Raw genomic sequence first — 24807 nt, 5'->3', positions numbered from 1 at the left:
ACAGGCCATCCTCTCGCAAGCGGAGCTGGAGACGTGCCAGGACAGCTTCGAAGGTGCCGTCATCGCGCCACTGGCGGAAGCGGTCGTAGACGGTCTTCCAAGGACCATAGCGCTCGGGTAGATCGCACCATTTGGCACCCGAGCACAGGATCCAGAAGATGCCGTTCAACACCTGTCGGTCATCGCGGCGTGGGCGCCCTGTCTGCTGCGCTGGCGAGACGATGTCCTTGATGAGAGCCCAACCGCTCTCGGAGATCTCGTAGCGTCCTGCCATGGGTCACCTATGCTGCTGCGGCATAGGTGACATTAGCAAATTCGAGTTTTCGGACAAAGCCTTGTTTCTCTCCGGGCTTGTTGATTAGCTACCAGCAGGCCTTGGCATCAGGGTGAGCATCCACAAAGCCTGAGGCCTACAGCCTGGGACCTAGATTATGCCCCCTGATGCCCACTATCTCGATAGCTTGAATGGTATCCAAGCCCCTCCCGCATTGGAGTGAGGCTGCACGAACAAGGAAAGGCGACGAGACATGGCAGTGATCGGTATCGACGTCAGCAAGCAGAAGCTCAATTGCGCCTGGCTGCGCGGTGTGGCAACAGGCAAGGTCAAGACCCGTGTATTCGGCAATCGGCGGCAGGACTTTCCACGCCTGCTGGAATGGCTTGAGCACCAAACCGGGGAGCCATTGGATCAGTTGCATGTTTTGATGGAAGCCACCGGCATCTATCACGAAACGCTCGCATATTGGCTGCATGCTGCTGGCATCCAGGTTTATGTCCTCAACCCCGCGCAGGTGCGCGACTTCTCCCGTAGCCTGGGAGTACGCGGCAAAACAGATAAGAAGGACAGTGTGGTGCTGGCACGCTATGGCGCAACGCAACGACCTGAGGCTTGGAAGCCGGAGCCTGAGGAAGTGCGCAAGCTCAAGGCGCTGGCAGCGAGACTCGACGCGTTGGACAAAGACATTCAGCGTGAGCGAAACCGGCGCGAGAAAGCCGAGTTCGCCATGGCAACCGATATCCTCCGCTCGATCGATGACATCCTGTTGGCATTGACGCGTGAGCGGGATCGCCTCCAGCAGGAGGTCGATGACCACCTCGATCAGCACCCTGGCTTGAAGCAGGATCGCGCCTTGCTGCAAACGATTCCCGGCGTTGGCCCTGCGGTATCTCTCCGACTGTTGGCGATGCTGCGTAGCCGCGCTTTCGAAAGCGCCCGCCAGGCCGCGGCGTTTGCGGGGCTCGTTCCCGTCAGTTGGGAATCAGGTAGCTCCGTACGTGGGCGTCCCCGCTTGTCGAAAGCCGGCAATCCGAAGCTGCGGCAGAGCCTGTACATGGCAGCCGTCGTCGGGCTGAGGCGGAATCCAGATGTCTCGGCGTTATATCAGCGGCTTACAGCAAACGGCAAGAGCAAAATGGCGGCCTTGGGGGCGGCGATGCGTAAGCTGGTCCACATAGCTTACGGGGTCCTCAAGACGCAAACCGAATATCGGCCACAAACCGCCTGATGGGATGTTTGTGGCCGGTTAGGAGAGATGGTATCTAGGTGGATCAGTTGTAATAAGTTCGTGGCGCAACATGCAAATATTAAATTGAATAATCGCTATTCCTTAGTTGTTTTTTGATAGCTTGCGTTAATAAATTTGCAGGCGTGCTCATATTTTTTGTCGATGATATAAAGGCGCCAAGCTTGTAATGCGTGAGGTTGCTTTCTGAAAGAGGTATAAATTTAAGGTCGCCAGATTTAATTTCTTTAGTGAACCCCATTTTTGTAAATATACCAATTCCGAAGCCAGAAAGGATGGCATGTTTGATCATTACTAGTGAATTTGAATAAAAAACTGCTGTAGTCGGTAGGCCAAGTGATCGGGCTTCATCTTCTAGGAATAGCGCTTTTCCGGAGGAGTCATGTGTACGAGCAATAGGAAATTGAGTGCACTCAGACATCGTAACAAAATGGCGTGAAGCAAGAGGGTGGTTAGGAGTTACGATAGCGCCAAAGGGGGTTGGAGTCTCTAATATAACTCTTGCATCAGGGTGATGAAAATTCGTAAAACCAAGACCAATGTCCGACCCCCCAGACGCAACGGCTTCCGGGATCTCCTCAGGTGTGGTTGTGTTTATTGTGAATGTTACGCCAGGGTGCGCTTTTGAAAATTCGTTTAAAAGTTGTGGGATAAATTCAAAAGTGAGAGAATCTAGCGTTGAAACTCGAACATGCCCGATTCGTAACCCCGTTATGTCCGATACTTCACCACGTGCTTTCTGAAAATCAAAGAGAGTCCTTCTGGCATGCGAAATAATTACTTCGCCTGCTGGAGTGAGTTCTACCCCATCTGGAATGCGGTTAAATATTTTGGTTCCAAGTTCACCTTCAAGTTTTAATATTTGTCGGTTTACAGCAGTAGATGAAATGTTAAGTACACGAGCTGCTTTGCGAATTGAACGCTGTCGTGCGACTTCATCTATATAACGTAAAACAGGGTTGTGCAGCATTTTTATAACCATTTAGACGAAAGGGTGAGATGATTTTGGCATCGCTATTGGAGAGAATCGGTTCTATGCGTGCTCAGGTCAAGTCGCTATGTTAAGTATGAACGCTTCAGAGCTCGACCTCAGCTGACTAGTAGCCACAACACAATGACAAATGCGTCAGACGCTGGCGCACCTACGAGCGGAGTTACGACAATGAACGATCGTACCAAGTACCCCTTTGAGGGGTCTGTTTCACGGCGCTCCTTCCTGGCTGGTATGACAGGGGCTGCCGCGGCAGCGGTGATGCCTATGGGTGCTATGCTTAATCCTAGATATTCTAAGGCTTCTGGCCATACCGTGATGAATATGCAGTTGGGTTGGATTGTGACCAATGGCCAATTAGGGGAAGTCGTCGCCTCCGAGCTGGGATACTACGCAGAAGAAAACCTTTCCCTTGAGATCACAGCTGGCGGCCCAAACGTAGATGGCATTGCTAACGTTTATGCTGAGCGAGCCCAATTGGGTCAAGTTTCTTCGAGCCCTTCCATTATGATGGCACGAGCCGCGGGGCTCCCAATAAAATGTATCGCTGCAGGATATCAAGAGCACCCCTTTACATATTTTTCTCTGAAAGATAATCCAGTTAACGAGCCCAAGGACCTGATTGGTAAGAAAGTTGGCACAAATGGAACTGCAAGAATTCTTCTCCAGGCACTGCTTGCACAACATGATATTCCGGAAAGTGAAGTAGAGGTTCTGGTTATTGGCAGCAACATGGCACCATTGATCACAGGTCAAGTTGACGTTGTGACTGGGTGGCAGACAAACGCTAGTGCTCTCAGAACTCTTGGAGATGAGCGGGTTGATATGCGGCTGTGGGATGCTGGCGTGCGTCTGTATGCTAATCCGTATTACGCAACAGATGATGCTATTGAAAATGACCACGATCAACTTGAAGGGTTTATCAGAGCAACCGCACGAGGATGGGGCTGGGCATACGAAAATCGTGAAAAGGCCGTAGAAATTCTTGTTAATAGATACCCCAATCTCAACCTAGAAAATGAGTTGAGAGCTGTAGATGCGATCATGGATTATGTGTTTACTGGAACTTCCAAGGCAAATGGTTGGGGGAGCATGGAAAAAACAAAATGGCAAGATCAGATTGACACATATGCAGCTTTAGGGCAGTTCGAAGGTTCTGTTCCCACTGTAGAAGACATCATGACGGACTCTGTGTTAAAGGCGACCTCAAGTTCTCGCCCCAAGTTTGGATAAATACAAGATTGGAGCGTTATATATGTCAGTTTTAAGTGAGGTTGCTCCCGAAGTGGTGGAGCGGAACGTGGCAATTGAAATTGATCAGACTTTTGTAGATTTTGATAATCTGAATGTTCTCAATGATATTTCGCTGAGTATCAGTGAGGGTGAGTTTATTACTATTCTAGGCCCATCTGGATGTGGTAAGTCTACCTTGCTAAGAGTCGTTTCAGATTTAGTATCATCTTCAAAAGGAACTATTTCCGTATTTGGTAAATCTCCAGAGTTTGCGCGCAGGGATCGTGATATAGCGTTTGTTTTCCAAGACGCTGCACTACTCCCTTGGCGTACAGCACTTGAAAATGTAAAACTTCCTTTAGAGATGGGAGTCAAAGGCTGTAAAAATCTACATGTGAATGAAAAAAGTCCAGAAGAGCTTTTAGAAATGGTCGGGCTAAAAGGTCGTGAAAATGCCTTGCCACATGAATTGTCCGGAGGTATGAGGCAGCGAGTTGCGATCGCACGAGCTCTTGTCTGCAAGCCTAAGTTGCTGCTTATGGATGAACCCTTTGGGGCGTTAGATGAAATCACGCGTGATTGGCTGAATGTGGAAATTCGTCGAATATGGAAAGAGACTGGGACAACAATATTATTTGTGACTCATTCGATACCTGAAGCGGTCTTCCTTGGCCAGAGAGTGCTAATGCTAGAAGCTCATCCAGGGCGAGTAAAAGAACTCATTGAAGTTGAATTGCCTGCTGATAGATGTCTGAGCACTCGTGAAACCACGCAGTTTGTGAAAATCGCAGCCAGGCTACGCAAGCTTCTGGAGGAGTGCTAATGGCTATTGCAAATAACGTGAACAGTAATGTTGCAATGCACAGAAAAAATAAGACTATCGTACTTCCGACTTGGTTTGCGCCTATTGCTGTGGTTATTGCGTTGCTAATAATCTGGCAAGTCGGTGTGCGAGTATTCGGGGTGCCTACCTTCATTGCTCCGGCCCCCACGGATGTCGCTTCCGCTATAGCATCCGACTATCCAATCCTGATTAATAACTTTTGGCCTACTTTTGTTGAGGCGTTGATGGGTTTTTTTGTCGGAAACTCCATTGCAGTAGCGTTGGCTATAATTTTTGTACATAATAAATCAGTTGAGAGGGCTTTTTTTCCGCTAGCAGTTTTTGTAAATACTATTCCTATTTTAGCTGTCGCCCCGATTCTTGTGTTAATCTTTGGTAATGGTTTGACTGCAAAGGTGATTATATCGGCACTAATATGTTTTTTTCCTACGCTTGTGAATATGGTGAAGGGGCTAGAATCTGTTGGAAAAGATGCACTTGATTTGGGTCGAGTTCTTTCAGCGACACAAAATGAAATATTATGGAAAATCAGACTCCCCGCTTCACTTCCCTATCTGTTTGCTGCGTTAAAGATTGCTGCTACTACCTGCGTTGTTGGTGCAATTGTTGGTGAATGGGTGGGCGCAGACATTGGGTTGGGGGCGCTTATACTTGATGCAACCCATAACTTTAGAACTCCATTGCTTTATGCCGCTGTCTTTGCGTCTTCCATGCTTGCCGTTACGTTTTTCGGAGTTGTAACCTTGGTGGAAAGGCGTGTAATAAAGTGGAATCCAAGAAATCTTCGTTAAACGAATTAATACTAATTTCTCAGTTTGGAAATAACATGAATAGCATTGAAAAAATCACGGTCAGTGAATCTTCCAGAGAAGTGCCAGTTGTTGCTGAGTCCGATGTGGTTGTTGTAGGCGGAGGGCCTGCTGGCCTGAGTGCAGCGGTTTCGGCTGCTCGCAATGGATGTTCCGTCACTCTGGTTGAGCGTTATCATCACCTCGGTGGTATGGCATCTGGCGGAATGGTACTCGTGCTAGATGACATGATTAATGAAGGTAATGAAATCGTCACAACGGGTATCGTTAGTGAGCTTGTTGATAGAATGGCAGCGCAAGATGGTGCAGTATTCCCACCACATGAAGATTGTATAGCTAGCTGGGAAATGTGGAAAAAGTGGTCCCGGTGGGGATGTATAGACTTTCACAAGTCTCAAATGCCCCAGCCGATCGTGCATGCGGTTTCATTTGATCCTGATGCTTTTAAGCGTGTAAGTCTCGATCTTGTCCGAGAGAGTGGAGTAAATCTTCGTTTACATTCATGGTTTTCAGAAGCAATTGTAGAAGATGGTCGCGTTGCAGGTGTTGTCTGCCAGACAAAGCTCGGCAAACAAGCGATTAAGGGAAAAATGATCATTGATGCTAGTGGAGACCTTGATGTTGCCACATCCGCAGGTTCTTCATTCCTGACTGGTCAATTTATTGTCACTACAGTTTTCCGGCTTTGTGACATTGATACAGATAAAGCTGAAGCATTTGAGTATTCTCATCCTGAGGAATTTAAAGCTTTGGATCGTCAAATTCGACGTGTTCTTGGTGGCGCATGGGGGATGTGGTGGTTGAAGACACCACTTCCTGGCATCGTCTGGTGTAACTGCCCTCATATGCCTGGCTATGATGGCATGTCACCTGAACACATGGTTGCAGCTGAAATTGAAGGTCGTGATCGGATGATGAAATTGCTGAAATTTGTTCGCGAGAATTTACCGGGATTTGAAAACGCTAAAATGCTTGGAGCTGCTGAACAAATGGGTGTTAGACAAACACGCCTGTTACAAGGTGAGTATGTGGTGACTAAGGATGATGTTATGTCTAGGCGCCATTTTGCAGACACCGTTTGCCGAGGAAGAGATTATTACACTCCTTATCGTGCTTTGCTACCAAAGGGGTTAGATAATTTGATTGTAGCAGGGCGTCACTACTCAGCTGAAAGCTCGGCTCAGAAACTGTCACGAGAAATCCCTCCCTGTATGGTGCAGGGGGAGGCAGCAGGTGTTGCAGTATCTGTTGCACTCGAAGGAAACACGGCACTGCGCGATGCGGACGTGTCAAAAATCCAACAACGTCTTCGGGCGCAAGGTGCTGATCCTGGTGATATTCCTTCTTTCAATGCTTTGGTTGAATAATGACCTATGAATAACCAAAGATTTTTCCACGAGCATTGCTGTATACACAGCAGCTGACGAATTTTAATCAGGATGTAGGTCTTTAAGAGAATTTTGCTTACATTCGCCGGGGTGCCAATGACTGGACCTTGGCCTTTGCAAGGGGATAAGTATGAATGTTAGTCATTATCCACTATCTGGAATCCGTGTTATTGACTTTACGCAAGTCATGCTCGGGCCTTGTGCAACTCAGGTGCTAGCGGATTTTGGGGCTGATGTTATAAAAATTGAGCGTCCCGGTTCAGGGGACTTGTCTCGGCATTTCTTTGGGGAAATGTCGGAAGAGGGTATGAATAATGCGGTATATTCTTCACTGAATCGAAATAAGCGATCAATAGAAATTGATACTAAATCAGATGAAGGAAAGCAAGTTGTCTATAAGCTTGTAAGCGATGCTGATATAGTTATTGATAATTTCCGCGCTGGTGTGATGGACCGACTTGGATTTGGATATGATGTTCTAAAAGAAATAAACCCAAAAATTATTTGCGCCTCTGGTACAGGCTTTGGTGCAACAGGCCCTTATTCCCATAAAGGTGGCCAAGATGTACTAGCACAAGCGATGTCAGGGGTTATGGAGAAGACGGCGGATCCAACCATTCCGCGTTCAATTTATCCCACGACACTCTGTGACTACACTGCCGGCATGCACCTTGTCCAAGGCGTACTTGCCGCTTTGCTTGCGAGAGAGAAGACAGGGGTCGGCCAAAAAGTCGCTGTGTCACTATATGACTCAATGATTGCTATGCAAATGCAGGAAGCTGCTCAGTGGTCTAAGCACAAAGAAGTTCTAAATTGGGCTGCAATGCCGTTAACCGGTGTTTTTGATACACAGGATGGATCATTGGTTCTTGTAGGTGCATTCAAAAAGAATCCCCTTCAAGCCATTTGTACAGCACTTAGTATTGAAGATCTCTCTGAGCAATATCCGGATTTGGCCTCTCAAAGGAAAAATAAACGCTTTCTTCAAGAAGTTTTTCGTGATGTTTTTAGAACAAATACCACTGCTTACTGGTTGGCTCGTCTCGAGCAGCAGGACTTGCTGTGCGCGCCAGTTCGTTCATTGGGAGAGGCTCTAAATGACGAACAAACTACAGTCAATGATATGCTAATTGACTTTAAACATCCGGTCCTGGGAGATTTGACCGTAGTTAGTTCGCCTGTCCATTTAAGTGACGCTCCTACAGTCATTCGCTATGCTCCGCCCCGTTTGGGAGAGCACACTGAGGAAATTCTTAGTGATTTGGGTATAAAGTCATTTAAAAAGGCTGTTTCATGAACGTTACTTGCAAAATATTAGATCACGTGGCATGGGTGACAATAAATCGCCCTGATCGTATGAATGCAGTGGACTCTCAGACCGAGTCCGAGCTTGAGAGGATTTGGCAGTCAATAGAAGGTGACACATCCGTCCGCTGTGTTGTGCTCACTGGTGCTGGGAATAAAGCCTTCAGTGCTGGTGCTGATCTAAAGTCTGACTCGGAACTATCCGGTTTAAAGTATTGGGCACATCAGAATCCAAATGGCTTTGGTGGTATTGCGCTTCGCAAAAGTATTAAAGTGCCTGTTGTTGCAAGGGTCAATGGTTTAGCCCTTGGTGGAGGAATGGAAATGGTCCTTGGTTGCGATATTGTAATTGCTAGTGAGCGAGCAAAATTTTCTTTGCCAGAGGCTAAGGTAGGCAGGCTTCCATTAGATGGAGGTATGGTCGCCTTAAATAGAATGATTCCTTCAAAAATTGCATCAGGGATGATGATGACCGGCCGTATGATGTCTGCTAAAGATCTAGCGTCTTATGGCTTGGTCAATTCTGTAGTGTCAGATGAAGACCTGGATAATGAGGTTAACGATTGGGTTTCTGATATTTTGAATTCAGCTCCTTTATCATTAAAGGCTATTAAAGCATCTTTAAGCAACACGACACACCTGTCTATTCAAGAGGCTCGTTCTTTACAAACACCAGAGCTTGTGGCAGCACTTGTATCAGAAGATGCGGAAGAAGGGGTGCGTGCTTTTCGCGAAAAGCGAGTGCCCAACTGGAAAGGTCGGTAATAAAAAATGTCTTTAATCATCAAGAGCGAGTGTATAGATGTAAAAGATGGAATATGTACGACAAGCTGCCCCGTAGACTGTATCTATGAAGGGGAGCGAATGTTTTACATAAACCCAGTTGAATGTATTGAGTGTGGAATGTGCGAGAGCATTTGTCCTGTGGATGCAATTCGATATTCTGATGAAGTATCAGAGGATGAATACGAATTTGTGAAAATTAATGAAGAGGTTTTTTATGATGATGAAAATAACGTGACGATGCCCGGTGGTTGGTCTAGGGGAGATGCTCCACTAAAAGATCATCCATCAGTACGCAGTTTTACTAATGTGCTATAGTTCTGGGAGGTTTGGGCTGCTCCTTTCATTTGACTTTTTAAAGCCTCTGCGCTTTGGTGCCTGATGATAAATGTTGATTATTATTTCAAGGAGCGCTTTATGTTTTATTGGCCTTTTAATATTTAATCTCCGCGTGTAAGCGAGAGCTCTTCTTTTGCAAATCGCTGATTATTATTGGCTGTGTATTTTATTTTTATGGGTGAGCTATGAAGCTGTGTGGAACTTCTCTAATTGGCAGTAAGGCTGTTGTTGGTAGCGAAGCTGTGTTCAAAGCAATCGATCCAGCTACCGGCGATACACTTGCGCCGGACTACAGGGGGCTTAGCCGTACCGAGGTCGCTCAGGCCTGCCAACTGGCTTGGGCCGCTTTCGCTCGCTATCGCGAGAAGTCGTTGGAGGAGCGCGCGACGTTTCTGGAAACCGTCGCCGTCGAGATCGAGGCTCTGGGCGACGCCCTTGTCAAGCGTGCCATGGCCGAAACCGGTCTGCCCCAGGCGCGCATCGAGGGTGAGCGCACCCGCACTTGTGGCCAGCTGCGACTGTTCGCCTCCACAGTACGCGCCGGCGAGTGGCTCGACGTGCGCATCGATCCGACACTCCCGGACCGCCAGCCTATGCCCCGTGTCGACTTGCGCCAGGGCCATGTGGCCCTGGGGCCGGTGGCGGTGTTCGGCGCCTCCAACTTCCCGTTGGCGTTCAGCGTGGCGGGAGGTGACACCGCCTCGGCGCTGGCCGCCGGCTGCCCCGTAGTGGTTAAGGCGCACTCCGCCCACCCCGGCACCTCTGAGCTGGTGGGTCGCGCCGTGCAAGCTGCCGTCGCCAAATGCCAACTACCCGAAGGGGTGTTCTCTCTGCTGTTCGGGTCAGGCAAGGAGATAGGCCAGGCGCTGGTCGCCGACCCGCGCATCCAAGCGGTGGGCTTCACCGGCTCGCGTTCGGGCGGCCTGGCGCTGCTGCAAACCGCACAGAACCGCCTCCAGCCGATCCCGGTCTACGCCGAGATGAGCTCGATCAACCCAGTGTTCCTGCTGCCCGAGGCGCTCCAGGCTCGCGGCAAGGAGATCGCCGAGGGCTTCATCGGCTCACTGAACATGGGTGCAGGACAGTTCTGCACTAATCCTGGGCTGGTGGTCGCCGTCAAGGGCGAGGCATTGGACATGTTTAACACTGTCGCCGGTGAAGCGGTCAAGAGTAGTGCCGGGCAGACCATGCTCACGCCGGGCATTCACGCCGCCTATGTCGATGGCGTGAGCCAGCTTGCTGGAGAAGCCCGCGAAATCGCTCGCGGGGCATCCAGTGAGGAGCCTCATCAATGCCAGACCGCACTGTTCGCCACTTGCGCCGCCGACTTCCTGGCCAAAGAGGACTTGCAGGCTGAGGTGTTCGGTGCTGCCTCGCTGGTGATCGAGTGCGAAGATATGGCCGAGGTATGCGCCGTGGCCGAGCATCTGGAGGGACAACTTACAGCCACGCTGCAGATGGATGATGGCGACCTGGACGCCGCCCGAGTGCTACTTCCGGTACTTGAGCGCAAGGCCGGCCGTGTCCTTGCCAATGGCTGGCCGACCGGCGTCGAGGTGTGCCACGCCATGGTCCACGGTGGCCCATTCCCCGCGACCTCGGATTGCCGGACTACCTCAGTGGGCAGTGCGGCCATCCACCGCTTCCTGCGACCGGTGTGCTATCAGAACCTGCCTGAAGGCTTGCTACCCTCGGCACTCAAGGAAACCAACCCACTGGGTGTCCCCCGTTTGGTGGATGGCAAGCGGGGTTAATTCCTAATTTCACAGCCGGTTAGGACCCTTTGGCGGCCATCGAGTCGCCATTTTCATCGGGTGAGCCTGGCATTGCGCTTAGCGATACAAACTCGAATGACGCAACGTGCGCACCAAGCAAGGAAGGGTAAATGCGAAGGGGCCGTCACACCCTGGTTCTCAATCTGATTGTCGGCGGTTTCTTGTCCAGATTGACGCGCTACACTTACAGTCTGCGCCGAAGCGGACCGAGCTGCGAGTTCTACTCCAACTAGCTTGACAGTGGGGTCTCCTGGACAACAGGTAATGCTGTTCGACTATGACGCCAGCTGCGCTGGGCGCGCACGGGGCAAGTTCATCGTCGCTCAGAAGGTGCAACCTAAGGGCTAGACCATCAAGGCCGATTTGGCGCTCAACTAGATCACGCCGTGGAACAGCAGGCCAAGGGACTCAACCCCGAGGCACGCCGGACGCTGCGTGAGCAGAAGAGTTGGCCGTTGATCATCCAACTACACACCTAGCTCGATAAATCGATCAAGCAGATGCTGGCCAAGAGTGCCCTGGGCAAGGCCTTGCACTATCTCGATAGTCAGTGGAAACACCTGATACGCTTCCTCGAAGATGACCTGATCCCGCTGGACAACAGCCCGGCGGACAACGCCATCCGCCCCTTCGTAGTCGGTCGCAAGAACGGGCTGTTCAGCCACACGCCGAGCGGTGCCCAAGCCAGCGCGCGATCTAAAGCCTGATCGAAACGGCCAAAGCCAAGTGCCTCTCGCCCTAAAAATACCTGCAGTTCGTATTCGAGACGCTGCCCACCCTCGGCGAGGATAGCGATCTTGACTCCCTCCTGCCCTGGCGCTGGAAGGCCACTCTACCTCTCTGATTCAATTCAGAACAGATGGGGTACGTTGACAGTTTGTGAAAGCATTGGTAGTAAAACTAAGCCGTTACTTGACAAACATAATCCCGTATTCCGCGGGGTTGACCACACCCTCCAGTTTTCCTATTTGCGAGAAATCTTTGGTAGTTAAGACGCTGTCAATGTTTGTGTCTTTAAATGCTAAATTTTTGATGACATGAACTTTTTGTGGCATCCCTTTGGCATCAATATCAATGATCCAAGCCAGGAATCCGCCTGAGAATTTCGAGAGACTTCCGATCGGGTAGAGCCCGTATGTTTGTATATACTCGACGAGCACGGTCTTATCAAATGCCTCAGGGACATCATTGACCCAACGGTATGCATCGAGAGGCGCCCGAGCTGGGATACCGTTGCGCTCATGTGTCAGTTTATTAATTACTTTGATTACCGACACGAGTCTCGCCAGTTCCGAGAGTTGCTTATCTCGTTTGCTGCCTGGATAGCCGGATCCATCAAGGCGCTCGTTGGTATTTTCCAATACATCACGACAGATCGGGCTTGGCGACCAGCCCAGTGCCTGTAACTTGCTCAACAACGTCGCCACATGTCCCTTCAAGATGCTTTTTTGGTAAGGCTTCATATGGGCCTTTAGGGATGGAAGCTCTTCACTGACCAGCAATGGCTTGCCCATATTGTGTAACAGAGCCCCCAGGACGGCCTCACGCACTTGCGGTGAGTGTGGGTCCCTCAGCAGCATCATGTCGGCTAATTGACCGGCCACCTGGACGGCATGACGCACCCAATCCGGCTCGTTGCGCAGGAAGGCCAAAGCGTAGAGAAGGGCCTTGCGGTCCTGTGTCACCAGATACAGCAATGTGTCTGCACAGTCGTAGAGAACTTCCTCGGGGAAGAGATCGCGAGTTTTCATGTACATCAGCCCAACTTGGAGCTGATTGGCAATCTCCAGCACTCCTCGCTGAACGGGGGGTTGATGTGCACGTTTCTGACGCTCCTGGTCTTCGCGTTGCAGAATTTTCTTCTCCTTGGCACCCGGGATGAACAAGGGGGAGTGACTAGCTATCGTGTCATTGACCCCCGCTCGGTAAGCGGCCTCACGCTCCACTTCCGACACGTAGTGAAACAGAGCTTCAGACTGTAGTGTAGTCAAGTTGATGAACTGAAAACCCACGGCCGCATGGCCATGGTTTCCGAATGGGCGCATATGTCGGACACACACTTCTGCAAAGAAGCTCGCACCGTTGGGAAATTCCAACGTGATCCCCGGTAGGGCCTGCTCCACGCTGATTGCAACGCTATCGGCGATGTCAATATCGATCATGCAACCACCTACGGACAGGTTTCGTAGGCGCCCGGATATGCTGAGTTCATGAAGGTACACTTCGACACTGACCCGAGCATGCATCCCTAAAATAAAGGGAATACGAATTGATCCGCGGCTCTCCTGTATGAAAACTGACTCCGGTAGCTGGCACTCCAGACGATAGGACGTGCTGTCCGTTTTCAGGACCCGGGCCACCACGTTGCTGATGCTGTAGACCTCGCGCTCACCGGTATCTGGAGATTTCATGGCCTCGAGATCGAAGTTCAAGCAGCCGTTGCTGATATACTGCTCGATGTCGGAGCCACTGTACTCCGCTTCCAGCACAAGCTGGCCAGCATTGAGGTCTAGCTCAGCAACCTCCGCTGGCAGGGCAAAGGGAGCGATCTTTGAAAACACTGATAGCTGGTGCTTGTGCTGAAGAAGCGAGCGAATCACTTGAGCAGTAGGGTTTTCAGAGCGTGAAGCAGTGGTCATGGACGTTACCAGCGAAGAAATTCATTAGGTGAGTAATAAATACTTCTTTTGATAGGGTCAATAGCGTTTACAGCCTTGGGATCACTTTTTTTGACCTGTCGTAAGGAGCATCGTCTTTCTTTCAATTGACCGGCCAGAAAGCTCGGCTTGCATTCTTGCGGATCAGCCATGTGGAGCATTCTTTTGGCGCGCTTAAGTTATTGTTTTAGATTGACATTTTTTATATGCTCTAACATGCGAGCAAATGCCACCATGTTCAAATGGGTGGGGACCATCTCTGTGATGCCATTACCGTATGCCGACAGGCAGGCGGTCGGGTAGTGTCAGCAGGTCCTTCCACGGCATGGGCCTGGCGAAGAGAAAGCCTTGCAGCATGTCGCAGTCTCGGCGAATCAGATCTTGCTGCTGTTCAGGCTCCTCGACACCTTCGGCGACCACCGCCAGATCCATGTGGTGAGCCATGGCGATGATGCCTTGAACGATGGCGGCATTGCTTTGATTGGTAAGAATGTCACGAATAAAGGCCCGGTCCAGCTTGATCTTGTGGATAGGCAGATCGCGCAAGTAGCTGAGGCTGGAAAAGCCGGTGCCGAAATCATCTATGGTGACCGTAATGTTCATCCCACCTAGCGTATGGATCATCTCGATGGCCTGGTCGGCGCCTCCCAGAAGAATACTCTCGGTCATCTCCAATTCAAGCAGCTCGTGCGGAAGACCTGTCTCGTCCAGAATGCCTCTCACTTCATCAAGGAACCCGTCACGGCGGAACTGCAGCGACGAAATGTTGACGGCCACCGGGAACACTCGCTGGCCTTTGGCGTGCAGGTCAGCCAGGGTTTGGCAAGCCTTCCGAAGCACCCAGCGGCCCAGGGGGATGATCTGACCGGTCTGCTCTGCGATTGGAATGAATACCCCGGGTGACACCAGACCATGTCTTGGATGGTGCCACCGGACGAGAGCTTCGACGCTTCGAATCAGGCCAGTGACAGCATCGACAATAGGCTGGTAATAAAGCTCGAACTGGTCCTCACGCAGTGCGGTAGGAAGATCATGACGCAGCAGCGCGTGCACGTTGCTGTTTCGCCTTTCACGACCTTGATACCATTGCCAGGTGTTGCGTCCCTGTTGCTTTGAGGCTTCCACTGCCATGTCTGCGTACTGCAGCAATTCATGAGCCTGATCAACGCCTTCATCGCTACTGGCAATCCCAATACTGGTGCTGATGTACAAGGCGCGTCCTTCGATCTCGAACGGGCGTTCCAAAGCTGCCAGGATATTCTCAGCGGCGGTTGTCGCTTCATCTCGAAACTTGAAGCCAGGCATCAGGAAGGCGAATTCGTCCCCGGTAATACGGGCCAGGGTGTCGTTAGGGCCAAGCAATTGACGAAGACGGTCGGCCACCGCCATCAGCAGCTGATTGCCAACAGGGTATCCTAAGCCGTCATTGATTGCCTTGAACCCATCGAGGTCGAGATACATCACCACCAGCAAGCTCTGGTTGCGATGACTCAAACGGAAGACCTGTTCGAGGCGCTCTTCCAGCGCCGTCCGGTTGGGCAGGTCAGTGAGCATATCGTGGGTAGCCTGATAGGCGATCCGGGCTTCCTGGCTACGCTCTCGGGTAATATCCACCATGGTGCCAATGAAGTGGGTGCAGCGGTTTGTCTCGTCGAAGACGGGGCTGATAGCCAGCCGATTCCAGAACGGCGTGCCATCCTTGCGGTAATTGAGCAGCGTAACTTGAACGTCAGTACAGGTCGACAGGGCTAGTCGGATCGCCTCGACGTCGTCAGGGTGGGTTTCGTTGCCTTGCAAGAATCGACAGTTCTTACCGAGTACTTGGTCCAAGGTGTATCCCGTCAGGTGGCAGAAGGCCTCATTGGCATAGACGAGTGGCATATCTGGCTGGGTGGCATCGGCCATGAGAACCCCATTGGGGCTGGCCTCGATGCCCCGCTGAAGCAGGCGGAGTTCGGCTTCCTGACGCTTTCGCTGAGTGATGTCATGGCAAACGCCGTAAACACCCACGATTTCTCCATCGACCGTTACTGGGAAGTTGGTAATTTCAAGGTAGTATGAGTGGCCGTCGGCATGGGTGCCCACGGTCTCGTACTGGCGTGATGAGCCCGCCTTGGCTGCATCGAAGGCCTCTTGGGTGAACTCGCGGTAGTCAGCATCGACGAACTCGTTGAAGTGACGGCCAACCAAGGCCTTTTCGGGATAGCCAGTGATCCACTCAAGAGCTGTATTGCCGCGCTGGAATCTACCCTCGAGATCGAACTCGAAAACGCCATGGGGATGGTTCACGAACAGCGAGCGGTGCCACTCGGCCAGCGTGCGGTGATGATGGCTGTCGCGATCCCTGACGATTGCCAGGGCGATCAGGGCTGCGGCTTGGCGAAGTCGCCGCTTGCTCAATTCGCTGGGAGCGCTGGACTCCTCGAAATACGTGCCGAACGTGCCCAGCAACTCGCCCTGTGCGGTGATCACTGGGCTTGACCAGCAGGCACGGAGTCCCTCGGCAAAAGCCGCGCTGCGGAAGGACTCCCAACGTGAATCAGTCTGAATGTCTTCTGTGATGACCTGCCGGCGCAGATAGGCGGCCGCCCCGAAAGATGCTGCCGCCGAGCCGATGGGAACATTCTGGAGCCGCTCGAAATAGTCTTGAGAGAAGCGATGACTGGGGTACAAGCTGAGGGAGCAATGTGCCGGGTCGAAGCGCATGAAGGCCACCACCGCACCAGGGAACTGGATGCCGACCCAATGAGCAATCGCATCCAGGATCTGCTCTAGTGGCGCCTGCTGGGCGATCAGTTCGTGGATGTCTTGCTGAGCTTCCAGCAGGGTAAAGTCGTCAGTCACGCCAAGGTCTCCCTACACCCCCCCACCCTAGATTTGTTAGGAGGCTTAATTTTTTCTTAGGAAATGGTGGAGGATTTGAACTGGCTAGGCAAGATTAATGTTGTTGTCTACGGTAGCTCCATGCAGAGCTTTGCGATGGCTGAAATGGTCCCCGAAACTCGGACCGGAGCTAATGCTACCTCCAACAACGTTCTTTTCTTATGTGGTGGTGCGCCAAGCGGCAATGCCGTGAAAGGTCGTCTGCGCGTTTACCGGACTGTCGATTGCGTGGTGTCTCGTTCGACGACTGGGTGCGAAAGCAAACCAGGAGGATGAGTTGATGCGTAAAGTGATTGTCGGCGCCATGGTTTCACTGGATGGCGTCATGCAGGCACCCGGCGGGCCGCAGGAAGACCCGACCGGTGGCTTCCGCTACGGCGGCTGGGTCGCACCGCTGGTGGACGAGGTGTTCGGAGAAGAGATGGATAAGCTGTTCCGTCAGCCGTTCGACCTGCTGCTTGGCCGCAAGACGTATGAGATCTTCGCCGCGCACTGGCCGTATGCGGAGGAAGGGTCTGATGATTTCATCGCCAGAACCTTCAATTCGATCAAGAAGTACGTGGCGACCCGAAAGGGCCTGGATTTGACCTGGAAGGAGTCGGTGGCCCTCAGTGACGCGGCATCGGATGTCGCCAGGCTGAAGCAGGAAGACGGACCGGCACTTCTCACCCAAGGCAGCACTGCGCTGGTCCAGACGCTGCTGAAGCGCGACCTCGTCGATGAAATCAATACGTTCACGTTCCCCGTCGTCTTAGGGAAGGGCAAGAAGCTGTTCGATGATGGGGTGAAGCCAGCAGCGTTCGAGCTTGCGGCCAGTCGAGTGTCGCCCAACGGCATTGTGATCGCGAAGTATATACGCGAGGGCGCGGTGAAAACGGGGGACTTTGCCATGGACCCGCCAACTGCGGCGGAGGTCGCGCGGCGCGAGAAGGTGCAGCGGGAAGGTTAGCGAGTGATTAGCCAGGCGCGGTCGCCGAAGCGTCGGACCGGAGCTAAAGCTACCTGAAACAGCGCATTTTCCTATGTCGTGGAATTGTTGGGTAATTTTGCGCTAATAAAAAGCCCGGCCGCTGGGGCCGGGCGAATCTTTGACGCTTCCTTATCAAGCCTACCCTGGGAATCCTTCCCAAGCTTCCTTGGTTTCTGAGCGTTCCGTCGCTCGGCCTTCCATGTTGGGGCTTTCCCTTGCCCTGTACATACAAAGTAGCAGCCCCGAGCCGATATCGAGTTAACCTGTGATAAGGAATCATGTAAGAAATCGTCTGTTTAATGCTACGAATGGTTAGCGCCGAGGTCAGCCAGATACGGGGAAACAAAAAAGCCCGGCCTTGCGGCCGGGCTGGATCTTCGCTTCCTTACATCCGCCTCGGGCATCCTTCCGACCCGAGCATCCCTGGATAGTCGAGTCTTCCTGACCCGGTCGTCCCTGGCTGAGCCTCCGTGCTCAGTACACCTTCACTGTGCCTACTGTTTCAGCCTTCCGACGTTAACCTGCGGCAAGTAGCGTGTAAGACATTGCCGATAGAATTTGTAGGAAATGGCCTACAAGGCCCTCGATCCAATTTCCTGTTATTCGGCTCAGGTGCGTCCCAGTGGCTCTCCTATCGGTTGCGGGTGGGCGCGCAGCAGCCAGGAGGCGGCCGCTACGCCGGCCAGGCCGAAGAGGGCGCCGGGCAGGGCGCCGAGGGCCAGGCTGACGATGATACCGCCGAGTAGTGCAGCCCCACCGGCCAGAATCGCCGGAGTGCCGGTGGCGGAGACCACGCCGCGCTTGCGGCTCATCTCGAAGGACACCACGGCGACCAGACCGGGGCGACAGCGACGATGCACAGCAGGAGCCACAACAGGCGGCCGAGCCAGAAGCCGACCTCGCCCGGTATGCCGGCGTCGATGGGCAGGCCGAGTCGCTCGCCCAGCCAGGCTGCCGGCAGCTCGGCCAGCTTGTGCCAGAGGTAGAGCGGCATGCCCAGGGCGCCGAGGATAGTCACCACCCTGTCGACTCGGCGGCGCTCCAGCAGGCGGCGCACGGGACCTTCGCAGGCGAGCACCGTGCCTACCTGGACCCACATCACGCCCACCAGGGCCAGGGTGGGCGGAAGCAGGTTGCTGGGCACGCCGAATTCACCGTCGACCATGGCGACGGGGTAGCCCGAGGCCACCGCGGCTGCCAGCCACAGCAGCCCGAACAGCAGCAGGGCGAGACCGCAGCCCAGGCCGGAGAAGCGGCCGCGCTTCCAGGCGATGCCGAGCTGCTGCGGAAACAGCCAGACGAGAATGGCATTGAGCCAGCCGATGCCGCCGCCGTTGGCGGTGACGCGAGTGCCCAGCTCCAGCAACTCGCCGGGGGCAGTGATACCGGCGCGCAGGAGATCCACCAGGGCGGCAAGCACTAGCAGTCCCGCCACGGCCTTGAGCCCCCAGCGGCGGTCGGCCCAGACGCTGAGCGGCAGCAGCGCCTGCACCCCCAGCAGCATCATCAGAAACCAGAGATGGACGGTCAGCGAGTGGTTGAGGGGGCCGAGCAGGCGCCCCCCGGTGTAGGCGGCGACGATGACGAAGGCCACCAGCACCGCCAGGTAGGTCACGGTGGGGCGCGCCAGGCCAAGCGCCCTGCCTGCCCACCAGTGCAGCTGGCGATGGCCCTGTTCCAGCCGGCGCTGTGCACCGTCGGCACTGACCGCGGCCGAGACGAACACGAACAGGGGGACCACCTGCAATACCCAGGTGAGTACGCCGGCGCCCGTCCACACCAGCAACAGGTGATCGGTGGTGGTCATCAGGCCGTTGTCGAGCCGGGGCAGCGTGGCGATCCAGTGGCCGAACACGACGACCAGCAGCGCACCGGCGCGCAGGGCATCGGGATAGCGATCCCGGGCGGCCTGAGGTTCGCCGTCGTTTATCGTTGTCGAGTCCAATGCCTGAGGCCTCTGTGTCATGACATTTGGTTTCCATTCGATTGGCCCTTGCAAATACAGGGCACTTGGTTAATATGGTTATCGAACAGTGTTTCCTAACATCTTCCACGAAACGCCAGCGCCTTGCAAGAGTGTCGTGAAAGACGCTGAAACAGAGGAATTGCCATGGATACCCACACGCTGCTGATCCATGTCCTGCTCTACGTTTTCCTGCCGCTATGGGGCATTGCCGGCTTCGTCGACTGGTGCTGTCATCGGGCCACGCGCATCCAGGAAACTTCCGGGCTGAAGGAAAGCCTGATGCACTCGGTCATGGGCATTCAGGTGGGCATTCCCATCCTCATCTGCCTGCTTTATCGCATCAATGTCCTGGTCCTGCTGATCTGCCTTCTGGCCTGGGTGCTGCATGAAGCGGTAGCCCACTGGGACGTTCACTTCGCCGCGCCGCGACGGCATATCAGTATCTGGGAAATGCATGCCCACACCTATCTGGGCAGCCTGCCGCTCTACATGCTGGCGATGATCCTGGTGATCAACTGGCCGGTCATGCTGGATCTGATCTCCTTCAACTGGCAGGGCCAGATGCAGCTGGTTCGAGTGGATGTACCCCACGGCGGGGAGCGCTACCTGCCCTATTACCTGACTTTCATGGGGCTGCTGTGCATTGCGCCCTACATGGAAGAGAACCTGCGTTGCCTGCGCCACTACCTGAAGAACAGGGGAGAGCCCGCATGAGTGTCTATATCACCAGCACCGGCCACTACCTGCCGGGCGAGCCCGTGGACAACGAGCGGATCGAGGCGGTTCTCGGCATGGTGCATGGCAAGCCGAGTCGCCTGAAGCGCCGTATCCTGCAGTCCAACGGCATCCTCCAGCGGCACTATGCCATCGACGCCGACCACAACACCCTGATCAGCAACGGCGAGATGGCCGCCCGGGCGGGGCAGGCCTGCCTCGACCAGAGCTACCTGAGCAAGGCGCGGCTCGACATGCTCAGCGTGGCCACCAGCCAGGGCGATCTCGTGCTGCCGGGGTTCGGCAGCATGGTTCAGGCGGAGCTGGGCGTGGCCGGCGTGGAGCTGCACAGCAGCCACGGTATCTGCTCCAGCAGCATGATGGCGCTCAAGGCTGCCTACACCGGCTTGAAGGCCGGGGAGCACGGCAATGCCCTGGTGATCGCCAGCGAGCTGGCGTCACGGCTGTTCAAGGCCAGCCGTTACGAGGCGGTCGCGCAGCAGGTCGATTTCAATGCCGAGTTCCTGCGCTGGATGCTCTCGGACGGCGCCGGGGCGCTGCTGCTGGAAAACGCGCCGCGACGGCGCTGCTTTCGCATCGACTGGATTCGTGGCATTTCCCATGCCGATGCCTATCCGGTGTGCATGAGCGTCGGGCGCTCGCCCGGCGGCGATGAGAGAAACTGGCAGGACTTTGCCACCTATGCCGAGGCGGAGGCCGCCGGTGCCCTGCTGATTCGCCAGGACGTTCGGTTGCTCGACAACATCGTCAAGCTTGGGGTGGATGGGCTGCTGCGCTTGATCGACGAAAAGCGGGTAGAGGTCGAGCGAGTCGATCACGTGCTCTGCCATTACTCGTCGCACTATTTCCGCGGCAGGATATTCGACATGTTGACCCAGGCCGGCGCGGCCATTGCCGAAGAGAAGTGGTACACGAACCTCTATACCCGGGGAAACACCGGCTGCGCCTCGCTGTTCATCATGCTCGACGAATTCCGCCGTACCCAGGCCTACGAGACCGGCGACACCATCCTCTGCATGGTGCCGGAAAGCGGTCGCTTCAATAACGTCTACATGCAACTGACGGTCGTGGAGGAATAGCCATGGAAAGCAAGGTCACTACCCAACTGGGCCAGGAGTGCCTGCAGGGACTGATGCGCGTCTGGTTCGATTTCGAGCGCCAGCTGGGCCGGGTGCCGGTCATTCAGCGCCTGGAGCGCGGCAGGTTTACCCGGGAGGACTATCGCAATCTGCTGCTGCATCTGCGCCAGCAGGTGATCGAAGGGGCGCGCTGGATCACCCGGGGCGCCTCGAGCTTCGAGCGGGACTACGCCGACGTGCGCTCGGAGGTGATCGGCCATGCCAAGGAGGAACACCGCGACTACGAGATGCTGGAGGCGGATTTCGTGGCGGCGGGTGGCGAGCCGGGCGAGATTCGCGAAGCGCAGCGCAATGCCGGCAGCGAAGCGCTGCACGCCTTCATGATGTACCGCGCCAGCCAGCCCAACCCCGTCGACCTGATCGGTGCCATGTGGATCATCGAAGGGCTGGGGCAGAAGATGGCCGGCGACTGGGCCCGGCGGATCGACGAGGCCACCGATGGCGATGGCCGTTACACCCGCTTCATGCGCTATCACGGCGAGAACGACGACGCCCACCTGGACAAGCTCTACTCGCTGATCGACCGGGTGTGTCGCACGCCGGAAGACCAGCAGTCGATCCTGCGCACCGCGCGGGTGGTGGCGCGGCTCTACGCCCTGCAGCTGGAGGAGGTCGACCATGGCTGATGCCCGGCACAGGCCACGCAGCCCCTTTCTTCGCGCGCTGGAGTTCGACGACTCCCTGCCGATTCAGCCCGAGGCGGTGCGGCTATGGCTGAACGACATCGAGAGCCCGACGCGCTGGTCGCTGCGCCCGCTGCTGCAGTTCCTGCTGGCGATGCTGCTGCATCTGATCTGGTTCGTGAAGCGCCTGCCGCTGCCCCAGTTTCGCGCCCATGGCCTGCTGCAGCGGCTGATCTGCTGGTTCTGCACCCACTTCGTCAGCCCCAGCGCCAACCAGCTGATCCTGCGCCACTTCGCCACCGAGTCCAATATCCTCAACTTCCTCATCGACAACAGCCCGGAGGTGACGGTCGAGCCCCTGGGGCTCTACCCCCGGCGTATCGGCGACATGCTCGATGCCAGCTTCGTCAAGCACGACCAGGAGCTGTTCCGGGTGATCGAGGAGATGGGCCACTGGCAGCAGCGCCCGGCACCGCTGGCGCCGGAGGCCATCGACTGGACGCACTGGCGCCCCCTGGAGGATGACGCCTTCGAACTGCCGCGACGGCGCACCCAGGTGCTGGACTTCGAAAGCGCCCATGCCCTGTTCATGTGCCTGTTCTGCCTGCTGCTGACCCGCGAGGAGTATCGCGACGCCATCAACGGCTTCAACCTCGACCAGTCGATCGCCATCCGCATTGGCCAACTGATCGGCGACCCGAGCCTGGCGGAGATGGCCTACAACAAGTATCCCCACTATCTGGTCGGCCCCTGGAACCTGGGCCAGCGTTTCCTGATGCACGGCTTCTTCACCGAATATCTCTATGCACGGCTGGAGCGGCTGCGTTGTCGGGCCTAGCCAGTCGTACAGTTCCCCGGCGTCGGCTACGCTGTTAGCGTCATGCTGTCGGCCTCTTACCAGAAAAGGAGTTTGTTGATGATCACGCTGTATGGCTTCCCCAATTCCCGTTCGCTACGGGCGGTCTGGGTGCTTGAAGAACTGGGGGTCGAGTATGACTACCGCCATGTCGATATGGTGGCGGGCGAGGGGCAGGGCGAGGCGCACCTGGCACGGCATCCCGACGGCAAGGTGCCGGTGCTGGAGGAGGGCGAGCTGACGCTGTTCGAGTCCACGGCAATCTGTCGCTACCTGGCCGAGCGTAATGGCGAGCCGGATGGCCTGCTGCCGGCCTCAATCGAGGGGCGGGCCCGGGTCGACCAGTGGATGAGCTTCGTGGTCAGCGAACTGGAGCAGCCGCTATGGACCCAGGCCAAGCACAAGTTCGCCCTGCCGCAGGAGCAGCGGGTGCCGGCGGTACTGCCTACCGCGGCCTGGGAGTTCCAGCGGGCGCTGGCGGCGGTGCAGCGTCGCTTCGACGGGGAGGGCTGGCTGGTCGGGGATCGGTTCAGCGTGGCGGACGTGCTGCTGGCCCACACCCTGAGCTGGGGCGTGGCGTTCAAGCACCGCCTGCCGGAAGGGCTCAACAACTACCGGCAGCGCTGCATGTCGCGCCCGGCGCTGGCCAGGGCCATCGAGCGCGAGAAGCCGGTGGCCGAGTCAGAGTGAAGGCGCAGTCGTACAGTAGGGAAACGATAAAACGAAAACCGGGCCTGCCAAGGCCCGGTTTTCGTTTGACTTCACTTGATGGCGACTGGGTTCATCGGAGAGCCGGAGCCCTGCATCATCTTGAGCGGCGCGGCCACCGGCTGGACGCAGTGGATCAATCGAACAGTATGATCTGCCGTACCGCCTTGCCTGCCGCCAGCTTCTCGAAGCCGTCGTTGATCTGGTCCAGGGTCAGGGTGTCGCTAAGTAACTTATCCACAGGGAGTCTGCCCTGACGGAACAGGGCAATGTAGCGGGCGACATCGCGGACCGGCACGCAGCTACCGACATAGCTGCCCTTCAGGGTGCGCTCTTCCGCCACCAGGCTGACTTGCTGAATGGCAACCTTCTTGTCGGGGTGTGGCAGGCCGCCGGTCACCGTAATGCCGCCCCGGCGCGTGACCTGATAGGCGAACTCGAGGGCTTTCTCGGAGCCGGCCATCTCGATGGCACAGTCGACGCCACCGTTGGTCAACGCCTTGATCTTGTCGACGCAGCCCTCTTCGCCGCTGTTGAAGGCATGGGTGGCGCCCAGTTCCCTGGCCAGCGCCAGCTTGTCCTCATCGAGATCGATGGCGATCACTTCGGAGGCGCCCGCCACCAGCGCGCCGAGCACGCTATTGAGCCCGACGCCCCCGAGGCCGACGACGGCGACCGTGTGGCCGGCCTTGATCTCGGCCGAGTTGATCGCCGCACCGACCCCGGTCAGCACCGCACAGCCGAACAGCGCGGCGTGATGCAGGGGCAGGTCGGGGTCGACCTTGACCAGGGAGTGGCGGGACAGCACCGCGTGGTCGGCAAAGGCGGAAACGCCGATATGGTGATGGACATCGGTACCGTCCGCCCGGTGCAGGCGGCGCTCGCCGCTGGCCAGGGTGCCGGCATTATTGGTCTTTGCCGCCGGCTCGCAAAGGGCGGGGCGCCCTTCGGCGCAGGGCGAGCAATGACCGCAGCTGGGCACGAAGACGGTCACCACGTGATCGCCGACCTGCAGGTCGTGTACCCCGTTACCCACGGCCTTGACGATGCCGGCGGCCTCGTGGCCCAGCACCATGGGTACAGGGCGCGGTCGGTTGCCGTCGATGACCGAGAGGTCGGAATGACACAGTCCGGCGGCCTTGATCTGCACCAGGACTTCGTTGTCGCCGGGCGGGTCCAGTTCCAGCTCTTCGATCACCAGCGGCTGGTTGCCCTGATAGGGGCGCTTGGCGCCGGTGGCCTGCAGTACCGCAGCACGTATTTTCATGGCTGACTCCTTG

At 55.4% G+C, this 24807-nt stretch carries 22 protein-coding genes and 1 pseudogene; 16 read left to right on the top strand and 7 right to left on the bottom strand.

What is annotated here, in order from left to right; translation table 11 throughout:
• Position 1: 1 nt before the first annotated feature.
• Positions 2-274, bottom strand: a pseudogene (locus LY622_RS05185) (transposase); the annotation flags it as partial.
• A 253-nt stretch (positions 275-527) separates the two neighbouring features.
• On the opposite strand from LY622_RS05185, the gene LY622_RS05180 reads away from it, so the two are divergent.
• Entirely contained in the window at positions 528-1505 is a 978-nt protein-coding gene (locus LY622_RS05180; RefSeq protein ID WP_234289913.1) for an IS110 family RNA-guided transposase, read from the top strand.
• A gap of 79 nt (positions 1506-1584) precedes the next feature.
• On the opposite strand, the gene LY622_RS05175 is transcribed toward LY622_RS05180, so the two are convergent.
• On the bottom strand, positions 1585-2493 hold the full coding sequence (locus LY622_RS05175) for a LysR family transcriptional regulator (protein WP_234289912.1): 909 nt from the start codon (positions 2491-2493) through the stop codon (positions 1585-1587).
• Between the two features lie 192 nt (positions 2494-2685).
• On the opposite strand from LY622_RS05175, the gene LY622_RS05170 reads away from it, so the two are divergent.
• From LY622_RS05170 to LY622_RS22710, 9 genes are all read left to right on the top strand, one after another.
• Positions 2686-3747, top strand: a complete 1062-nt coding sequence (locus tag LY622_RS05170) for an ABC transporter substrate-binding protein (protein ID WP_234289911.1) — start codon at positions 2686-2688, stop codon at positions 3745-3747.
• A 22-nt stretch (positions 3748-3769) separates the two neighbouring features.
• The gene (locus LY622_RS05165) at positions 3770-4570 is read left to right on the top strand and encodes an ABC transporter ATP-binding protein (protein WP_234289910.1); all 801 of its coding nucleotides are present in this window, start codon (positions 3770-3772) and stop codon (positions 4568-4570) included.
• The gene (locus LY622_RS05160) at positions 4570-5382 is read left to right on the top strand and encodes an ABC transporter permease (protein ID WP_234289909.1); all 813 of its coding nucleotides are present in this window, start codon (positions 4570-4572) and stop codon (positions 5380-5382) included. The genes LY622_RS05165 and LY622_RS05160 overlap by 1 nt, the downstream gene beginning before the upstream one ends.
• Positions 5383-5417: 35 nt before the next feature.
• Entirely contained in the window at positions 5418-6767 is a 1350-nt protein-coding gene (locus LY622_RS05155) for an FAD-dependent oxidoreductase (RefSeq protein WP_255762125.1), read from the top strand.
• Positions 6768-6918: 151 nt separating this feature from the next.
• Positions 6919-8085: a CaiB/BaiF CoA transferase family protein gene (locus LY622_RS05150; protein WP_234289908.1), complete on the top strand. Its 1167-nt coding sequence runs from the start codon at positions 6919-6921 to the stop codon at positions 8083-8085.
• Positions 8082-8858: an enoyl-CoA hydratase-related protein gene (locus LY622_RS05145; RefSeq protein ID WP_234289907.1), complete on the top strand. Its 777-nt coding sequence runs from the start codon at positions 8082-8084 to the stop codon at positions 8856-8858. The genes LY622_RS05150 and LY622_RS05145 overlap by 4 nt, the downstream gene beginning before the upstream one ends.
• A 99-nt stretch (positions 8859-8957) precedes the next feature.
• Positions 8958-9194, top strand: coding sequence for a 4Fe-4S dicluster domain-containing protein (locus LY622_RS05140; RefSeq protein ID WP_234289906.1), 237 nt, complete (start codon positions 8958-8960; stop codon positions 9192-9194).
• Between the two features lie 206 nt (positions 9195-9400).
• The gene (locus LY622_RS05135) at positions 9401-10969 is read left to right on the top strand and encodes an aldehyde dehydrogenase (NADP(+)) (protein WP_234289905.1); all 1569 of its coding nucleotides are present in this window, start codon (positions 9401-9403) and stop codon (positions 10967-10969) included.
• A 521-nt stretch (positions 10970-11490) separates the two neighbouring features.
• Positions 11491-11697: an IS66 family transposase gene (locus tag LY622_RS22710; RefSeq protein ID WP_439649575.1), complete on the top strand. Its 207-nt coding sequence runs from the start codon at positions 11491-11493 to the stop codon at positions 11695-11697.
• 201 nt (positions 11698-11898) lie between these two features.
• On the opposite strand, the gene LY622_RS05125 is transcribed toward LY622_RS22710, so the two are convergent.
• Together LY622_RS05125 and LY622_RS05120 are read right to left on the bottom strand one after the other, a co-directional pair.
• On the bottom strand, positions 11899-13629 hold the full coding sequence (locus LY622_RS05125; protein WP_234289904.1) for an HD domain-containing phosphohydrolase: 1731 nt from the start codon (positions 13627-13629) through the stop codon (positions 11899-11901).
• Positions 13630-13917: 288 nt separating this feature from the next.
• Positions 13918-16491, bottom strand: a complete 2574-nt coding sequence (locus tag LY622_RS05120; RefSeq protein WP_234289903.1) for an EAL domain-containing protein — start codon at positions 16489-16491, stop codon at positions 13918-13920.
• Positions 16492-16810: 319 nt separating this feature from the next.
• On the opposite strand from LY622_RS05120, the gene LY622_RS05115 reads away from it, so the two are divergent.
• Positions 16811-17479, top strand: coding sequence for a dihydrofolate reductase family protein (locus LY622_RS05115; RefSeq protein ID WP_234289902.1), 669 nt, complete (start codon positions 16811-16813; stop codon positions 17477-17479).
• Positions 17480-18108: 629 nt separating this feature from the next.
• Here the strand turns inward: LY622_RS05115 and LY622_RS05110 are convergent.
• Positions 18109-18312: a hypothetical protein gene (locus LY622_RS05110; RefSeq protein WP_234289901.1), complete on the bottom strand. Its 204-nt coding sequence runs from the start codon at positions 18310-18312 to the stop codon at positions 18109-18111.
• The gene (locus LY622_RS05105; protein ID WP_234289900.1) at positions 18309-19466 is read right to left on the bottom strand and encodes an acyltransferase family protein; all 1158 of its coding nucleotides are present in this window, start codon (positions 19464-19466) and stop codon (positions 18309-18311) included. Before LY622_RS05105 ends, LY622_RS05110 begins: the two co-directional genes overlap by 4 nt.
• A 144-nt stretch (positions 19467-19610) precedes the next feature.
• On the opposite strand from LY622_RS05105, the gene LY622_RS05100 reads away from it, so the two are divergent.
• The 5 genes from LY622_RS05100 to LY622_RS05080 all read left to right on the top strand — a co-directional run bounded on the left by LY622_RS05100 (position 19611) and on the right by LY622_RS05080 (position 23509).
• Positions 19611-20180, top strand: coding sequence for a diguanylate cyclase (locus LY622_RS05100; protein ID WP_234289899.1), 570 nt, complete (start codon positions 19611-19613; stop codon positions 20178-20180).
• Positions 20177-21280 (top strand): beta-ketoacyl-ACP synthase III, encoded by a 1104-nt coding sequence (locus LY622_RS05095; RefSeq protein ID WP_234289898.1) that lies wholly within the window; start codon positions 20177-20179, stop codon positions 21278-21280. The genes LY622_RS05100 and LY622_RS05095 overlap by 4 nt, the downstream gene beginning before the upstream one ends.
• A 2-nt stretch (positions 21281-21282) precedes the next feature.
• On the top strand, positions 21283-21966 hold the full coding sequence (locus tag LY622_RS05090; RefSeq protein ID WP_234289897.1) for an iron-containing redox enzyme family protein: 684 nt from the start codon (positions 21283-21285) through the stop codon (positions 21964-21966).
• The gene (locus tag LY622_RS05085; RefSeq protein ID WP_234289896.1) at positions 21959-22801 is read left to right on the top strand and encodes a DUF6999 family protein; all 843 of its coding nucleotides are present in this window, start codon (positions 21959-21961) and stop codon (positions 22799-22801) included. The genes LY622_RS05090 and LY622_RS05085 overlap by 8 nt, the downstream gene beginning before the upstream one ends.
• Before the next feature lie 78 nt (positions 22802-22879).
• Positions 22880-23509, top strand: a complete 630-nt coding sequence (locus tag LY622_RS05080) for a glutathione S-transferase family protein (RefSeq protein ID WP_234289895.1) — start codon at positions 22880-22882, stop codon at positions 23507-23509.
• Positions 23510-23663: 154 nt separating this feature from the next.
• Here the strand turns inward: LY622_RS05080 and LY622_RS05075 are convergent, their stop codons facing one another.
• Entirely contained in the window at positions 23664-24794 is a 1131-nt protein-coding gene (locus LY622_RS05075; RefSeq protein WP_234280335.1) for a zinc-dependent alcohol dehydrogenase family protein, read from the bottom strand.
• Between the last annotated feature and the right edge of the window lie 13 nt (positions 24795-24807).

It is taken from the genome of Halomonas alkalisoli (assembly GCF_021412585.1).
GTDB lineage: Bacteria > Pseudomonadota > Gammaproteobacteria > Pseudomonadales > Halomonadaceae > Halomonas > Halomonas alkalisoli.
Note: the sequence above shows the minus strand (reverse complement) of the source record. Positions and strands in the feature narration are given on the sequence as shown.

Bases quoted from the DNA above. Each gene is read 5' to 3' on its own strand.
- LY622_RS05180 (WP_234289913.1), top strand. From the start codon at position 528: ATGGCAGTGATCGGTATCGACGTCAGCAAGCAGAAGCTCAATTGCGCC.
- LY622_RS05100 (WP_234289899.1), top strand. From the start codon at position 19,611: ATGGATACCCACACGCTGCTGATCCATGTCCTGCTCTACGTTTTCCTG.
- LY622_RS05155 (WP_255762125.1), top strand. From the start codon at position 5,418: ATGAATAGCATTGAAAAAATCACGGTCAGTGAATCTTCCAGAGAAGTG.
- LY622_RS05165 (WP_234289910.1), top strand. From the start codon at position 3,770: ATGTCAGTTTTAAGTGAGGTTGCTCCCGAAGTGGTGGAGCGGAACGTG.
- LY622_RS05110 (WP_234289901.1), bottom strand. From the start codon at position 18,312: ATGAGCCGCAAGCGCGGCGTGGTCTCCGCCACCGGCACTCCGGCGATT.
- LY622_RS05135 (WP_234289905.1), top strand. From the start codon at position 9,401: ATGAAGCTGTGTGGAACTTCTCTAATTGGCAGTAAGGCTGTTGTTGGT.
- LY622_RS05090 (WP_234289897.1), top strand. From the start codon at position 21,283: ATGGAAAGCAAGGTCACTACCCAACTGGGCCAGGAGTGCCTGCAGGGA.
- LY622_RS05075 (WP_234280335.1), bottom strand. From the start codon at position 24,794: ATGAAAATACGTGCTGCGGTACTGCAGGCCACCGGCGCCAAGCGCCCC.
- LY622_RS05145 (WP_234289907.1), top strand. From the start codon at position 8,082: ATGAACGTTACTTGCAAAATATTAGATCACGTGGCATGGGTGACAATA.
- LY622_RS05170 (WP_234289911.1), top strand. From the start codon at position 2,686: ATGAACGATCGTACCAAGTACCCCTTTGAGGGGTCTGTTTCACGGCGC.
- LY622_RS05105 (WP_234289900.1), bottom strand. From the start codon at position 19,466: ATGACACAGAGGCCTCAGGCATTGGACTCGACAACGATAAACGACGGC.
- LY622_RS05085 (WP_234289896.1), top strand. From the start codon at position 21,959: ATGGCTGATGCCCGGCACAGGCCACGCAGCCCCTTTCTTCGCGCGCTG.
- LY622_RS22710 (WP_439649575.1), top strand. From the start codon at position 11,491: ATGCTGGCCAAGAGTGCCCTGGGCAAGGCCTTGCACTATCTCGATAGT.
- LY622_RS05140 (WP_234289906.1), top strand. From the start codon at position 8,958: ATGTTTTACATAAACCCAGTTGAATGTATTGAGTGTGGAATGTGCGAG.
- LY622_RS05080 (WP_234289895.1), top strand. From the start codon at position 22,880: ATGATCACGCTGTATGGCTTCCCCAATTCCCGTTCGCTACGGGCGGTC.
- LY622_RS05150 (WP_234289908.1), top strand. From the start codon at position 6,919: ATGAATGTTAGTCATTATCCACTATCTGGAATCCGTGTTATTGACTTT.
- LY622_RS05175 (WP_234289912.1), bottom strand. From the start codon at position 2,493: ATGCTGCACAACCCTGTTTTACGTTATATAGATGAAGTCGCACGACAG.
- LY622_RS05095 (WP_234289898.1), top strand. From the start codon at position 20,177: ATGAGTGTCTATATCACCAGCACCGGCCACTACCTGCCGGGCGAGCCC.
- LY622_RS05115 (WP_234289902.1), top strand. From the start codon at position 16,811: ATGCGTAAAGTGATTGTCGGCGCCATGGTTTCACTGGATGGCGTCATG.
- LY622_RS05125 (WP_234289904.1), bottom strand. From the start codon at position 13,629: ATGACCACTGCTTCACGCTCTGAAAACCCTACTGCTCAAGTGATTCGC.
- LY622_RS05160 (WP_234289909.1), top strand. From the start codon at position 4,570: ATGGCTATTGCAAATAACGTGAACAGTAATGTTGCAATGCACAGAAAA.